Origin of the sequence: Salinigranum sp. (genome assembly GCF_041641895.1) — an archaeon.
Classification (GTDB): Archaea; Halobacteriota; Halobacteria; order Halobacteriales; family Haloferacaceae; genus Salinigranum.
This window is the reverse complement of record NZ_JBEPXO010000093.1, coordinates 1-14,061: the sequence shown is the minus strand read 5'-3', so window position 1 is coordinate 14,061 and position 14,061 is coordinate 1. Positions and strand designations below refer to the sequence as shown.

The window sequence follows — 14,061 nt, the reverse complement described above, 5'->3', positions numbered from 1 at the left end:
CGACAGCAGTGACGACGACGATGACGGCGACGGCGATTACGATGGCGACGACACAGACGACTGAGCCGCTCAGCCCCGGAGACACCACCTCAGCACGGCGAACGGGGTGATGTCTGACGAACCATTAAGTACGAAGCGCGACCATACCGAGACAGATACAGCCATGGGCAACAAGAACAAAACGATCTCCTTCCGCGTCAACGAGGACTCCTTCGAGACGCTCCGCGAGATCGCAGAAGAGCGGGACATCTCGCTGTCCGCCGTCTTCCGCGACTACGTCGATACGCTCGTTGCCCACGACGGCCAGGTGAGAGTCGTCCCCGAGCACGAACTCAAACAGCTCCAGCAGAGCGAGGACGACTCCGAGAGCTTCCCGCCGAAGGTGAAAGTGCCGAAGAGCTTCATCCGCGAGCACGAACGCCTCGAACTGGAGGCCGAACACCTCCGCGAACAGCTGGAGGAGCACAAAGGGTACGTCAACTACCTCCGCGAACAGCTGGAGGAGCACGACGACGACGAGGAGGTCATCCAGCTCGAGGACCTCGACGGCGGCGAGCGCGACGAGCCGTCGTTCCGCCTCGGGTAGCGCGTTCACGCACTCCTCACCACGCAGAAAGACGTACCACCCCGCCCCTCGAACAGTGAGGGGTGATGACACTCGACAGCGCGGGTGGGGAGTGGGACGACCGAACGGTCACTGTCCGTGACGACCACGTCCTCCCCCTGACGCGGTGGGTCGCGCGCGGAATCGTCCCGTTCCTTGCCGCGGCGTTCTTCGTCCTCTACGGCGTCCCGGACCGGACGGCCGAGTTCTTCGCGTGGACGATTCGCCCCGAGATGACGCCGGTCGTCATGGGTGCGGGGTACGGTGCCGGCGTCTACTTCTTCTACCGCGTCTCGACCGCCGAGCGGTGGCACACGGTCGCCCCGGTGTTCCTCGGTATCGCGGTGTTCACCTGGCTCATGGCCGTCGCGACGGTCCTCCACTGGGAGAACTTCAACCACGGTCACCACACGTTCGTCCTGTGGGTCCTCCTGTACGCGGTGACGCCGCTCCTCGTGCCCGCCGTCTGGATACGCAACCGGCGGACGCTGTCGACGGAGCCGGACGCGAACGCGGTCCGCCTCCCGCGAGTCGTCCGGCTCGTCGGCGGCGTGCTCGGGACGGGGCTCGCACTCGGTGCCGTCGCGCTGTTCGTCGCCCCCGGACCGATGATAGACTCGTGGCCGTGGACGGTGTCTCCGCTGACGGCACGCGTTCTGGCCGGCTGGTTCGCGCTCTTCGGGATCGTGAACGCCGTCGTGGTGCTGGACCCGCGCTGGAGCGGAGCGCGGGTGCTGGTGCAGAGCCAGGTGCTCGGGTTCGCGCTGGTCCTCGTCGGCGTCGTCCGGTACTGGGAGAACTTCGACCCGTCGAACCCGCTGACGGGTGCCGTCGTCGGGGGGATGGCGCTGTACCTCCTCGCCGTCGCCGTTCTGTACCTCTGGATGGAGCGTCGCTGAGTCGCTACCGCCGTCCCGACAGTGACCGCTTCGTCTCGCCGAGTTCGCGTTCCGCCTCCGGCTTGCCGTCGACCTTCGCGAGCGTCTCGGCCGCCTCCAGCGTGCGGACCGCCTGGTCGAGAAAGGAGAGGACGTCGCCCGGGTACGCGTACAGCATGTACTCGTCGCCCATCACGTCGACGATGTCGTCGGGACCGAGCCCCTGCTCGCGGAGTTTGAGCAGGTAGCGGACGAACTGGCGCTCGGGGTAGCCGGTGTAGAGCTGGTCCTCGTTCTCGCAGTCGAGGAAGTCCCCCGCGAAGTCCAGGAGACGGTCCCGCGTCGCGTCGTCGACCTTCGAGAGGCCCTCGCCCGAGTAGAGCAGCTCGATGGTCGCTCCCTTGAACGCCCCCTTCGGGATGGACGTATCCAGCTGGGAGACGATCTGCCGGTGGTTCTTCAGGTAGACCTTGTCGGTGATGGCCACGGGTTGGTCTACACGTGGTCGCCACGGCAGCAAAAGCGTCTCGCTCCGGCGCGCTCGGTCCGCCCACTGGAACCGTCGCGAGCCCGGATTCGCGGCCGCGGCGCGTTCGGGAGGGGCGTTCGGTTCGTGTCCGGAGTCACGAGCACACGGCCGACGAGTGCCGGTCGAGGGCCCGGCGGTGGGAACGTCCCGCCGCCGACCCGCCGCGTCTCTCCCCGGCCTGTCTCGTCCCGTTCCTGCTCACCCCTCCTCGACGGGGCGGAGCAGCGGACGCTTGCTCTCGGGGGCGAGGTCGCTCCACGAGACCGACCCCTGTTCTGCGATGGTCTGTGGCGCCAGCGCGGGGTCGCTCAGGACGAGGCCCGCGGTGAACTCGGGGGGACGGGACTCCTCGTGTGGGGCCGGAGCCTCGCCGACCGGGTTCGCCCCGGGGCCGGTCGGCGAGCCGACGACGACGCTGCCGACCATCCCGAACAGTTCGTGCGGGGCACACATCAGGTTGTGGACGCCTTCCGTCTCGAAGGTGTAGAGCCAGTACTCGCCCGCGCCCAGAATCGGCGAGGAGTACGGCGGCGCCCCGTCCGGGACCCGCTGGGTGTACCCGAACGCCGGGTGGTAGGCGTTGACGTTGTGGTGTGGCGTCGCGAGGTTGAAGCGGACCGTGTCGCCGACGTCGACGGCGAGTCCCGCCGGCTCGAAATAAAACGCCGGAATCGGGGCGTTCTCTCGGGGGCGAATCTCCAGCGAGACCGTGTGGTCCGGTTCGACCGGCGGTGTGTCGTCGCGGGTGCCCACGTACCCGAACCGGGGGTGAACCGTGTCGCTGTCCATCTGCTGCGTGCGGCTGGTCTGGGTCTGTCGCATGGATGTGGTCGTAGTCGGAGCTGTCGTGCGTTCGTCGTCACCAGTCGTGGAAGTGCTGCTACAGCCGGCGACAGTCGGTATCACCGCCGTGCCCAGTGCGGTCAACAGTCGCCGACGGGTCGTCGCGTGAGACGACCCTGTCTCGCGTGACGGTGGGTCGGTCGACATCACACGTTGGAAACAGTGTATTTCTGCTAATGCTGACGGAAGCCGCAAATAGTGTGAGAAAGTGTCTGACACGACTCGGTGGCGTGGTGCTCCTCGCGGCCACGAGCGCGAACGGTGAGGACGGCGTCGGGGGAGCGCGTCGGTCCGAACTTCCGCGTGTCCGCGTTCGGGGTCGGCCCCCGTCGTCGGGGCGGGGAGTCGTGACGTCAGGCGCAGAACGGTCCCGTGACGAAGCCGACGCCCACGACCCCGACCCGCCCCCGTCCGGACGGGTGAGGTTTCAGTACCCGAACGGGACACCCGTCTCCGGGGACTCTTGTCGCTCCCCGGAGACGGGTACGCCATGCGAACGAGCTTCAACATCCCCGACCAACTCGTCGACGAGTTCGACCGCGTGTGGCAAGAAGAGGGTCTCGAGAGCCGGTCACGAGCCGCGAGGGAGGCGATGCTCGAGTACATCGAGGCACACTCGCGGCTCGAAGAGACGACCGGCGAAGTCGTCGCGCTGATCGGCTTCGACTACCGCCACCACGATGTCATCGGGGAGCTCCACGGCGTCCAGCACGAGTATCAGGACGTCATCCTCAACACCAGCCACACGCACCAGGGGGCGTGGTGTCTCGAATCGCTGTTCTGTCGCGGTGCCGCCGAGCGTGTCCGTGCCCTCACCTACCGACTGCGGGATTTCGACGAGGTCCGCCGGGTGAAGGCGATGGTCATTCGCGACGACGAGAGCTGACCGTCACGATCCACGTCGACCGTGGACAGCGCCGGGAGACGTCACCGCGTCAGTCACGTTCGCCACACAGGGGTCGATGTCACCGGAACGAGACGCTGCGCTGCCGGCGTCAGCCGTCGACCGTCTCCTCGGGAACGTCACACTCGTCACCGAGACACTATGTCGCCCTCTCGACGGCGTCGAAGTCCGGTTCCGCCGTGGCGTCGCCACGCCACGCGAACTTGATCCGGCGCTCGGGGTCGACGACGAACAGCGCCATCCCGGGCACCTGGCGGTGGCCCTCGAACTCCGGTTCGAGGGACGCCGTACGCCTCCGCCACCCGGCCGTCGGAGTCCGAGAGCAGCGGGAAGTCGACGTTGTACTCGCGGGCGAACTGCCGGTGGGCGTAGACGCTGTCGGCGCCGACGCCGACGACGACAGTGTCGTCGAGGACGGTGAGCCAGTCGGCGTCGCGGAGCGTACACCACTGCGAGACGCAGGCGGGGTGGAAGTCGAACGGGTAGAACACGAGGACGACCGACCACCCCCGGTCGACGTACTCCGAGAGCGTGTGGTCGTCGATGTCCGCCCCCGCAGTACCGGGGAGCCGAAAGTCGGGGGCGGTCTGGCCGGTCTCGAGCATACCTGAACAGAAGGGTGACAGCACACTGAACCCTCTCCGGGCGTGCGTGAGCCTCACACGCGACCGAAATTCGAGTCGTAACCCTTTTTGACTGCTCGCGGATTATGAGGTAGTGCAGTCAGACGCCACCAGCGTGTCCGGGTTGGGGTAGTGGTTATCCTTCAGCCTTGTGGAGGCTGAGACGCGGGTTCGATTCTCGCACCCGGACTGTATCAGAATTAAAACATGTTCTCGGGCGGTTTCCTGCGAACAGTTCGTTTCCAGCATGTCTGAGTCGTGACCAAGTCCGGCCGGAGTGACGAGAACGATAGGGTTGTGGCCGCCGTTTAGGCCTCGTCGCGAAGTGCTCGCAGTCGCTCGGGGCTGATCTTCCCGAATTCGGCCTTTCGGTGGCAGCTGCTGCAGAGCGACACCACGTTCTCGAGGAAGTGCGCATCCGCGCGGTTGAATCCGTCTCGCTCGACGTACCACCGCACGGGGACGATGTGGTGCACGTCGGGATTGCGCCCGAGTTCGTCTTGCGTTGCACCGCAGACGACACACTGGTGACCGTCTCGTTCGAGCGCGTTCGAGCGGACAGCAGCCCACCCGCTTCCGTACGCCTCGTTGCCACCACCGAGCCAGTTCGGATGCCCGTCACCGGTGAACGTCTCCGAGAGCCACTGCGAGCGGCAGTCCTCACCGCAGAGGACGACGTCACCGATGTTGCTCGGATATCGCTCGACTGCGTCGCCGCAGACGTCGCACTCAGTAGTGCGTCGGCCGCCCGACCACCGGGGGTTGCGGGGTCCGTCGATGTTCAACGGTGTCCGCCACTGTTCGGTTTCGACACAGTTGGAACAGTACAGTCCACGCTTCTCGGAGGGATAGTACTCGAAGGCCGTCCCACAGATCCGGCAGGTCGTCTCGGTCTTCCCACCGCGGTAGTTCGGGTTCCGTTCGCCAGCGTAGGGAGCCGCCGCGGAGAGACAGCGCTCGGAGCAGTGCTTCTTCGAGTGCTCCGAATATAATTGGTCGCCACAGTGTGCACACGCGCGGTTCGGGAGGCGTTCACCGTGAACAGTGAAGTGATGGACGCCCAGTCCGCGTCGTGAGTTGAAGCGGCGACCACAGGTGGGGCAAGTGGGGTCGTCCGTCGACAAGTCGGTCATCGAGGGGTCGACCACCAGTGGCTGTCGGGGAGTGGTCTGAAAGAGGCGGAACATCGGTCACGTGTCGTCGAGTGTCGTCGCATGGGTCTGTCTCGGGCACTCTCGGAGCGCCCGCGCCCCTCGGGGCGTGATAAAAATGCTCGTGGGCCAGAACCGATCAACCGCCGCCTTGATCGAAGTATCCAGTATCGGACACGAGAGCTCGGAAGACGTAGACGACAACGAGATGTGTTCAGATCGTGTTATGACACCTGGGTGTCGGTCGGGGGCGCATATCTCGATTCCACAGCATACAGCGGTCTCGACGACTGCAGAACCGATCTAGGAGGGTGAGGGAGAGCGTGGCCGAAAGAAGTGCAGTCACCATCTCGACGCGCGGGCTGGACAGGAATCTCATCATCGGCGCTACTCGCTCTCAGAGTCCGAGAGTCGTTCAAGAAGCCGCTGAGAGACTGATAGACGCTTCATAATCGGTGAGATTCCCCGCAAGGGAGAGTGATGAACGCGAGGTCGGTACTGGATAGAGTCTCTGACTAGGCGTCTGGCCAGCGTTGCGAAGTAGTGTGCGGGGTGACGAGTGAAAACCGAGGGGCGTGAGGGTGATCCCCGTGAGCACGCACGCATGAAGGGGCCTACTATGTGCGCTCATCGTCATACCTAAACCGATAGATGGCACCCGATTATGAGGAAGACGAGCTACGGCCACGAACGAGTCGACGACAGCGTTCGGGTCAATCCGGGAGGTACGTCGTCTCCATCGTCGGGTTTCAGCGGTGATCGACCCAAACCGTGTTATTGTCGTGCCCTACAGTTGCTCTTCGATGACCCCACCAGATGGCCATCGTGTGAGTATCTTGCGGAGGGCTCACTCGATTATGAGACGCAGTCGAGCCCTCTGACAGTCGTATAACGCCTATACCCACTCTACAGCCAGCTAATCCGATTATGAAACGGACAGTCCCTCGCGACGTGCTGCGACCACCTAAACAGTAATATGGACGATACGACCGAGGGTACAATCTAGTCGTCGATGACGAGCCCGGGGATGTGATATATTCTGGATATAACAACAGACAGCAAGGTTCGGAGAGGCGTGAGTGCAGACGAGCGGACGGTCGGCCGACTACGGTTCGTCGACGTAGAGCGAGGCGAGGATGAACTCGTCGATGGACTGTCGGGCCTGTTCGGGGGCGTCCTCGTGACCGAGCGAGAGGCGGCGCCCTCTGGCGGCGTGGATGACGTCGGTGACGAGTTGGCCCATCCGGGCGGCGTCGACGTCTCTGAAGACGCCCTGTTCGATGCCGTCTTCGACCACCTCGGTGATGCTGCCGCGGATACGCTCGTAGTGGTCGTTGAAGATGGCCCGGTGTTCTTCGTCGTTCTGGGCGTGGGTGAACAGTTCGTGGTACACCTTCATCCGGTCCCAGTGGCCGAAGTCGTCGAACGCCGGGCCGAACAGACACTGGTCGATACGTGCGGCCAGTTCCTCGCGGGGCGGGGCGCCCTCGTCCACCTCCACGCTCCCCTCGTACTGGTCGATGATGTACTCGAGGAAGTGCGACATCAGGTCGTGCTTGCCGTCGTAGTGGTAGTGGATGACCTGCCGGGTCATCTCCATCTCCTCACCGATGTCGCGCATCCGGAGGTCGGTGTAGCCGTGCTTGCTGAGCGCTCGGAAAGTCGCCTCCATGATGGCCTCGCGAGTGTCGTTCGACACCGACCCCCTCCCGGGCTTGCTCATACACCGAGTACTCCACAAGCGCATATATATCGCTTGTTCTACCGCGTTCGCCGTCTATTTACCACACGGTAAACAACGTTCGTCCAGTGACGGACCACTCAGTCCACTAATTCGGTCGTTTCCGCCGTCTCGTTTCGTCTATCGCGTGGTTTACCACACGGTAAATTATTTATCGTCATGGTCCAACACGACGGGTGGCTATGGCAGAGAAACTCATTCAGAACGGGACGGTCGTCTCGCTCGACCCGGAGGTGGGGGACTTAGAGGGCGCCGACGTACTCGTCGACGACGGCGAAATCGTCGAAATCGGTCACGGACTGACGACGTCGGAGTCCGACGCGGCGGTCATCGACGCGACGGACCACATCGTCTTACCGGGGTTCGTGGACTCGCACATCCACCTCGCACAGACCCAGGTCAGGGGCATCGCCGGGGACTGGTCGCTCATGAACGAGTACTTCAACCACATGCTCGGCAACATCACTGGGCTCTACCGGGCCGAGGACGCGTATCTGGGCGGTCTCTTCGGCGGGCTGGAGAAGCTCTACACGGGGACGACCACGGTCTTGGACTGGTCGTACCCCAACTCGCTCGAACACGGCGAGCGGGCCGTCGACGCGCTTCGGGACGCCGGATTGCGCGCGGTGTACACGTACGGCCCGCCGGGCGACGACGCGGCGAAGTGGTGGTTCGACAGCGACGTCGGCCTCCCCGAGCAGCACATCCGCGACCTCTACGACGAGAAGATTCGCGACGACGACCTGCTCAGCCTGGGACTCGGACTCCGGGGGCCGGACTTCTGCGTCGACGAGACCGCCCGCGGCGACCTGGAACTGGCGCGCGAACTGGGCGCCGTCGCCAGCATTCACATGGGTGCGGCCCAGTGGCCCTCCTCGGAGTACAACCCCGACTACCAGGGGTTCGGCTGTCTCTCCGACGTGCTCGGTCCCGACGTGAACGTCGCCCACGGCAACCACTTCACGCAGGAGGATATCCAGCACGCCGTCGACCAGGGCGTGTCGTTCTCCGCGACACCGGAAGTCGAGATGCAGATGGGTCACGGCATCCCGGTGACCGGGAAGGTACTGGAGGCGGGCGGCCGCGTCGCGTGGGGCGTCGACGTCTGTTCGAGCGTCAGCGGCGACATGACGACGCAGATGCGCGTCGGCCTGCAGACCCAGCGCATGCTGGCGAACCAGCCGCAACTCGAGGCCGGCGAGGAGGTCACCGAACTGGGGCTCACCGCCCGCGACACGCTGGAGATGGCGACCATCGAGGGGGCGAGGGCGCTCGGTCTGGACGACGAAATCGGGACGCTCACGCCCGGGAAGCGGGCGGACGTCGTCATGGTCGACGCCGGCGACTTCATGACCGCGCCGGCGCACGACCCGGTCCAGACGGTCGTCTTCGAGGCGAACCCACACCACGTCGACACCGTGCTCGTCGACGGCGAGGTGGTCAAGGCCGACGGCGAACTCCTGAACCCCAAGCGAGAAGAGGAGTACGACCGGTTCGTCGCGTCCGGTCGCCGACTCGTCGAGGAGGCCGGCCTCGACCTGTAGGGCAGCCACCGCGACCGGAACCGGCATTCGACTGCACCAGACGGACGACGGAGACGACACGACACAATGCGAATCGGACAATACAGCGCGGACGACGCGGTAGAACCGTGGACAGGCGTACGACTGGACGGCGAGACGGTGGTGAACCTCCCCGAGGCGGGAGTCCAGGCCGGCGTCGGCATCCCGAGGACGACGGTCGAACTGCTCTCGACCTGGGAGTGGCAGGAGAAGACCGAGATGGTCGTCGAGTACGCTCGGGAGACCGGCACGGGACTGTACGACGCCGCCGGCCTCGAACGACACGCCCCGGTCACCGACCCCCAGAAGGTCGTCTGCGTGGGGCTGAACTACGTCGACCACGCCGAGGAGGGGGGCAATCCCATCCCCGAGACGCCGGTGCTGTTCTCGAAGTTCCCGACGACCATCACCGGCCCGGACAGTACCATCTCGTGGAGCCCCGACCTCACCGAGAAGGTCGACTACGAGGCGGAACTGGTCGTCGTCGTCGGTCGCGAGGCCCGCCGTGTCGACGAGAGCGAGGCGCTCGACCACGTCGCCGGCTACCTCGTCGGCAACGACGTCTCGGCCCGTGACCTCCAGCACGGGGACGGCCAGTGGGTCCGGGGCAAGAGCCTCGACTCCTTCGCCCCTATCGGCCCGGAGCTGGTCACGGCCGACGAGGCACCCGACCCCCACGACCTGGACATCTGGACGGAGGTCAACGGTGACCGACTCCAGGAGTCCTCGACGTCGAACTTCATCTTCGGGGTCGACGAGATCGTCTCGTTCTGTAGTCAGGCGTTCACGCTCACGCCGGGCGACCTCGTCTTCACCGGCACCCCGCCGGGCGTCGGCGTCTACCGGGAGCCGCCGGTGTTGCTGGGAGACGGCGACGAGGTCACCGTCGGAGTCGAGGGGCTCGGCGAGTTGCGGAACGACTGCGCGTTCGAGTAGCGCCCGCGCGAGGGACACGGCGAGGCCGCCCAGCGGGGACGACACCCCGTCACGCCGGTCCGAATCGGGGTCTGTGAGCGACCGCGAAGCGCCCATAACAGGCGCTAGAAGTCCTGAGAGCGCCGTTTAGGCGCAAGGTTGATACGCGTCTGTCCTGTCGAACGGCTATGGACACAGACCCGGATTCGGAGTTCGGCGGGGAGCGCGTCGTCGACGTGATGCGTCGGGTGAATCGGCGCGAAGACTTCAGCGCACGCCGCCCCAGTCAGTACACGAACTGGATCGACGAACAGCTCTCCTGGAAGGAGACCTGCTACGTGGGGAGCTGGTCGACGTTCGCGAACCTCAAGCTCGAGGGCCCGGACGCCGTCGCCCTCCTGGCGGACCTGAGCATCAACTCCTTCGCGGACTACCCGGTCGGCGGGGGTAAGCACCTGGTCCAGTGCGACGAGGACGCGAACGTCGTCGCCGAGGGGGTCCTCGTCCGGGAGGGCGAGGAACGGTTCGTCGTACACGGCGTCCCGTGTTACTGGACCGCGTACAACCTCGAGAACGGCGACTACGACGCGACAGCGGAGTTCAGGGACACCTTCAACTACGGGATTCAGGGCCCGAACTCGCTGAAGGTGCTCGACGCGCTGGCGGACCACTCGCTGCGCGAGGTCGGGTTCATGCGCTCGGGTCCTATCGAAATCGCGGGGGTCGACGTGACCGCCGTCCGGTTCGGGATGTCGGGCGAGGTCGGGTTCGAGCTCCACGGCCCCGGCGAGCACAGCGAGCGGGTGTGGAACGCCATCCTGGAGGCCGGCGAGGAGTACGGTATCCGACGGCTGAGTTCGGGGACCTCCTCCATCAACCAGCTCGAAGCGGGCATCCCCTCGCGGGTGCGTGACTTCGTCTCCGCCATCTTCGGCGAGGAGATGGCCGACTACCGGGCGTTCCTCCGCGAGCACCAGACCCGGGACCTCATCACCCACGCCGTCGAAGGGAGCGTCGAGGCCGACGACATCAGCGACTACTACCGGACGCCGGTGGAACTGGGGTGGGACCGGTACACGAAGTTCGACCACGACTTCGTCGGGCGGGAGGCGCTCGAAGCCGAGGTCGAAAACCCACAGCGGGTGCTGGCGACGCTGGAGTGGAACGACGAGGACGTCGTCGACGCGTACGCGTCGCTGTTCCGGGAGGGACCGACGTTCAAATACATGGAGATGCCCCACCAGCAGAAGCGGTCGATGATCGCCGACCGCGTGCTCGTCGACGGCGAGGACGTCGGGGTCGCGACGATGCGCGGGTACAGCTACTACTTCCGGCAGATGCTCTCGCTCTGTACCATCGACGTCGAACACAGCGACGTCGGAACCGAGGTCACCGTGCTGTGGGGAGAAGGCGAGAACCCCGCGAGTCCGACCGTCGAGGACCACGTCCGGACGGAGGTCCGCGCGACGGTCGCTCGCACACCGTACAAGGAGGACCGGCGACGGGCGAACCTCGCCGAGTCCGAGTAGTCGGCACGACCCACCGACACCCTCACTCGTCGAAGCCGTACACCGACCGCGGGTTCTCGAGGACGACCTGCCGGATGGTGTCGGGGTCGATGCCGTAGCGGTAGAGTTCGAGGATGGCCCGCTTGATGGCGTACGGGTCGGTGCGGAGGACGTTCGCACAGTCCGTGTCGACCATGACCCGGTCGGGGCCGTACGTGTCGATGACGTCGGCGACGTCCGCGACGTCGACGCCGACGAGCCACGAGTGGCCGATGGTGTAGCTCAGATAGCAGTCGGTCTCTTCCATCAGGTATCGGGTGTTGTTCCGGTCGGCGTGTGAGGCGACGATGCAGTCCTCGTCCAGGCCGGCGTCGTGGGCCGCTTCGAGGTCCAATCGGACGGCCTCCAGCGCCGGGTTCTCCCCGGTGAGGACTGGCTCCGCACCGAGACTCGTGTTCTTCTCGTAGCCGGGAACGCCCAGTTCGGGCCGGTAGCGCCGCGTTCCGTCCGTCGACGTGTTTGGCGTGTGCAGGACGACCGGGAGGTCGTGCGCGTCTGCGAGTTCCATCTGGGCCTGCACGACCGCCTGCTGTTCGTCCACGTCCCACGATTCGACGTGCTGAGAGGGGGTGACGCCCGTCTCACCGACCACGGCGACTTCGTCGAGTTCGCAGTAGGCGTCCATCGCCGCGAGGAGTTCGTCCGGGTTCTCGATGCGGACACCGGTGTGGACGCCGAGGCCGAGGCGCACCCGGAAGAAGTGGTTGCGCTCGATGGCCGCCCGTCGGTTGACGACGTCGTCCCACAGATACCGGACGTCGGCGGCACGAACCGGCTTGTACGGCGTCCAGTGGTAGCCCGACGCCATCGTGACCATCCCCTCACACCCCGCGAGCGCGTACCGCTCCCGGTCGTCCCACGACAGCGTGTGGGCGTGGTTGTGGCCGTCGATCCACGGGAGGTTGAGGAGCCCCGTCGGGGGCGACGGCTCGTCGTCCAGGAACGCTGCGTCGGTCGGCCGCATCGTGGGTAGGGTCGAGGTCATGGGCGAAAGGTCGGCACTCGTCCGGGCGAACGGAGACGTCGGTCGTCTGCCGTTCGCGGGACCGTCACGTATCGTTTTACAGCTTGGTAAATATTTATTGTGTGTCACAGTGTCTCGCCTCGCATGGCGCTACTGATCGGCACGGACACCGGCCTGTACCGAGTGGACGGCCTCCCCTTCGAGAAGGGAGACGCCGAACGGGTGCTGGACTGTGGAACGGTGACGGCGGTGAAGACGTTCGACGGCCACGACGGGGTCTTCGTCGCCGCCACGGACGGGGCGTTCCGTTCGACGGACGAGGGTCACACGTGGGAGGATCTGGGGGTCCCGCTCGGCGATCGGTTCTGGCACGCCGGACAGAGCGAGGTGTGGTCGATTCTCGGCACCGCCGACGGCGTGTTGTACGCCGGGACGAACGACCCCTACGTCTACCGGTCGGTCGACGACGGCGAGACGTGGGCCGAACTGAAGGGGTTCCGTGACCTCCCCTCGCGGGGCCACTGGGAGTCACCCATCGACCCGCACTACGCCCGCTTGCGGGCGCTGGAGCACGTGCCGGGTCGCCCGGAGCGACTCGTCGCGGGCGTGGAAGCCGGCGGCATCCACCTCTCGAACGACGGGGGGCAGACGTGGCACGACCGGCGGGACACCATCGTCGACGACGTCCACCAGATCCTCCCCATCTCCGAGGACGTCTGGCTGGCGACGACGGGCTACCTCGACCACGACCTGGAGAACCTGGGACTGGGTCACGCCGTCGGCGAGGGCGGCCTCTACCGGACAGTCGACGCCGGCGACTCGTGGACGCGCATCGACCGGGGGAACGACTTCTCGTACATCCGCCGGGTGTTCGTCCACGACGGCACCGTGTTCTTCTGTGGCGGCGAGGAGGCCCCCCCGGCGTGGGTGAACGACGAACACGAGACGGCGCTGTTCGAGTCCACCAACTTCGGGCGGGACTGGGAGCGCGTCCCCTACCCGGGCGAGCCACACGAGGTCATCGAGACGTGGGACGTCTACGAGGGCGACGTCGTCTGCGGGTCGGGACTGTTCGACGTGCCCGATGCGCGCGACGACGTCGAGGGGCGCATCATGCGCCGAGACGACGACGGCACCTACGACACCGTCGGTCGACTGGCGTCGAACGTCAGCCGGATGGAGGTGCTCTGAGCGACATGTCGAACGACGCACCGTCCAGACTCGGCCGACTCCTCTACGGTGGCATCCTCGCGTACATGGCGCTCGACGGATTCAAGCACAACGAGAAGCGGGTCGAAGTCGCGGCCGAGAGCGGCGTCCCCATCCCGGAGGTGCTCGTCCCCTTCGTCACGGGGATGCTCCTCGTGGCCAACCTCGGTATCGTCCTCTGGAAGTACCCGCGGGCCTCGGCCGGCGCCCTCGTCGTGTTCTTCGTCGCGACGACGCCGGTCATCCACGACTTCTGGACGATGGAGGGAGAGGAGCGGCAGGGGAACAAGATCAACTTCCTGAAGAACTGCGCGCTGCTCGGCTGTAGCATCCTGTTGCTGGAGGCGGCGGCCGAGGAGGACTGACCGGGCGGCGACCAGAGGTGGTCACCAGAGACGGACGGCCGTCTCCGTTCTGAGCAGGGGTCGTGGTGAGCCTCGGAGCGGGCGTCCTCGACGTCGTCGCGCTCGACCGCTGACGGAGCGAGGTTTTTACTCGGTGGCGACAGCCTGACACGCCATGGTCGACGACTCAGCAGCGCGGCGACAGGTGGCGACGGACGCCGAAGCG

14 protein-coding genes and 1 tRNA gene are annotated in these 14,061 nt (G+C 65.8%); 9 read left to right on the top strand and 6 right to left on the bottom strand.

The features are described 5' to 3' along the window. The first annotated feature begins 163 nt into the window (after positions 1 to 163). Both ACESK5_RS16485 and ACESK5_RS16480 read left to right on the top strand, forming a co-directional pair. Positions 164 to 586 carry a ribbon-helix-helix protein, CopG family gene (locus ACESK5_RS16485; protein ID WP_372912674.1) on the top strand — a complete coding sequence of 141 codons (423 nt, stop codon included), beginning with the start codon at positions 164 to 166 and terminating at the stop codon, positions 584 to 586. Positions 587 to 651: 65 nt separating this feature from the next. Then, positions 652 to 1,503: a hypothetical protein gene (locus tag ACESK5_RS16480; RefSeq protein ID WP_372912673.1), complete on the top strand. Its 852-nt coding sequence runs from the start codon at positions 652 to 654 to the stop codon at positions 1,501 to 1,503. 4 nt (positions 1,504 to 1,507) lie between these two features. Here the strand turns inward: ACESK5_RS16480 and ACESK5_RS16475 are convergent, their stop codons facing one another. Both ACESK5_RS16475 and ACESK5_RS16470 read right to left on the bottom strand, forming a co-directional pair. Further along, complete coding sequence (locus ACESK5_RS16475) at positions 1,508 to 1,969, bottom strand: DUF5814 domain-containing protein (protein ID WP_372912672.1); 462 nt, start codon at positions 1,967 to 1,969, stop codon at positions 1,508 to 1,510. 240 nt (positions 1,970 to 2,209) lie between these two features. Then, positions 2,210 to 2,833, bottom strand: coding sequence for a plastocyanin/azurin family copper-binding protein (locus tag ACESK5_RS16470; protein ID WP_372912671.1), 624 nt, complete (start codon positions 2,831 to 2,833; stop codon positions 2,210 to 2,212). 511 nt (positions 2,834 to 3,344) lie between these two features. Between ACESK5_RS16470 and ACESK5_RS16465 the strand changes: the two genes are divergently transcribed. After that, entirely contained in the window at positions 3,345 to 3,740 is a 396-nt protein-coding gene (locus tag ACESK5_RS16465) for a CopG family ribbon-helix-helix protein (RefSeq protein WP_372912670.1), read from the top strand. Between the two features lie 146 nt (positions 3,741 to 3,886). Here the strand turns inward: ACESK5_RS16465 and ACESK5_RS16460 are convergent, their stop codons facing one another. Further along, positions 3,887 to 4,363: a redoxin domain-containing protein gene (locus ACESK5_RS16460; protein WP_372912669.1), complete on the bottom strand. Its 477-nt coding sequence runs from the start codon at positions 4,361 to 4,363 to the stop codon at positions 3,887 to 3,889. A 136-nt stretch (positions 4,364 to 4,499) separates the two neighbouring features. Here ACESK5_RS16460 and ACESK5_RS16455 point away from each other — a divergent pair. Beyond that, positions 4,500 to 4,571 (top strand) — tRNA-His (locus ACESK5_RS16455). 118 nt (positions 4,572 to 4,689) lie between these two features. Here the strand turns inward: ACESK5_RS16455 and ACESK5_RS16450 are convergent. Together ACESK5_RS16450 and ACESK5_RS16445 are read right to left on the bottom strand one after the other, a co-directional pair. Continuing rightward, positions 4,690 to 5,514, bottom strand: a complete 825-nt coding sequence (locus tag ACESK5_RS16450) for an HNH endonuclease (protein WP_372912668.1) — start codon at positions 5,512 to 5,514, stop codon at positions 4,690 to 4,692. A gap of 1,123 nt (positions 5,515 to 6,637) precedes the next feature. Next, positions 6,638 to 7,255, bottom strand: coding sequence for a TetR/AcrR family transcriptional regulator (locus tag ACESK5_RS16445; protein WP_372912667.1), 618 nt, complete (start codon positions 7,253 to 7,255; stop codon positions 6,638 to 6,640). Positions 7,256 to 7,455: 200 nt separating this feature from the next. On the opposite strand from ACESK5_RS16445, the gene ACESK5_RS16440 reads away from it, so the two are divergent. The 3 genes from ACESK5_RS16440 to ACESK5_RS16430 all read left to right on the top strand — a co-directional run bounded on the left by ACESK5_RS16440 (position 7,456) and on the right by ACESK5_RS16430 (position 11,279). Then, positions 7,456 to 8,817 carry an amidohydrolase family protein gene (locus ACESK5_RS16440; RefSeq protein ID WP_372912666.1) on the top strand — a complete coding sequence of 454 codons (1,362 nt, stop codon included), beginning with the start codon at positions 7,456 to 7,458 and terminating at the stop codon, positions 8,815 to 8,817. Between the two features lie 66 nt (positions 8,818 to 8,883). After that, on the top strand, positions 8,884 to 9,771 hold the full coding sequence (locus ACESK5_RS16435; RefSeq protein WP_372912665.1) for a fumarylacetoacetate hydrolase family protein: 888 nt from the start codon (positions 8,884 to 8,886) through the stop codon (positions 9,769 to 9,771). A gap of 167 nt (positions 9,772 to 9,938) precedes the next feature. After that, the gene (locus ACESK5_RS16430) at positions 9,939 to 11,279 is read left to right on the top strand and encodes an aminomethyl transferase family protein (protein WP_372912664.1); all 1,341 of its coding nucleotides are present in this window, start codon (positions 9,939 to 9,941) and stop codon (positions 11,277 to 11,279) included. Positions 11,280 to 11,301: 22 nt separating this feature from the next. On the opposite strand, the gene ACESK5_RS16425 is transcribed toward ACESK5_RS16430, so the two are convergent. After that, positions 11,302 to 12,303 carry a TatD family hydrolase gene (locus tag ACESK5_RS16425; RefSeq protein ID WP_372912663.1) on the bottom strand — a complete coding sequence of 334 codons (1,002 nt, stop codon included), beginning with the start codon at positions 12,301 to 12,303 and terminating at the stop codon, positions 11,302 to 11,304. A gap of 123 nt (positions 12,304 to 12,426) precedes the next feature. On the opposite strand from ACESK5_RS16425, the gene ACESK5_RS16420 reads away from it, so the two are divergent. Both ACESK5_RS16420 and ACESK5_RS16415 read left to right on the top strand, forming a co-directional pair. Beyond that, positions 12,427 to 13,473 carry a WD40/YVTN/BNR-like repeat-containing protein gene (locus ACESK5_RS16420; protein WP_372912662.1) on the top strand — a complete coding sequence of 349 codons (1,047 nt, stop codon included), beginning with the start codon at positions 12,427 to 12,429 and terminating at the stop codon, positions 13,471 to 13,473. Positions 13,474 to 13,478: 5 nt separating this feature from the next. Continuing rightward, entirely contained in the window at positions 13,479 to 13,856 is a 378-nt protein-coding gene (locus tag ACESK5_RS16415; RefSeq protein WP_372912661.1) for a DoxX family protein, read from the top strand. Positions 13,857 to 14,061: the final 205 nt, after the last annotated feature.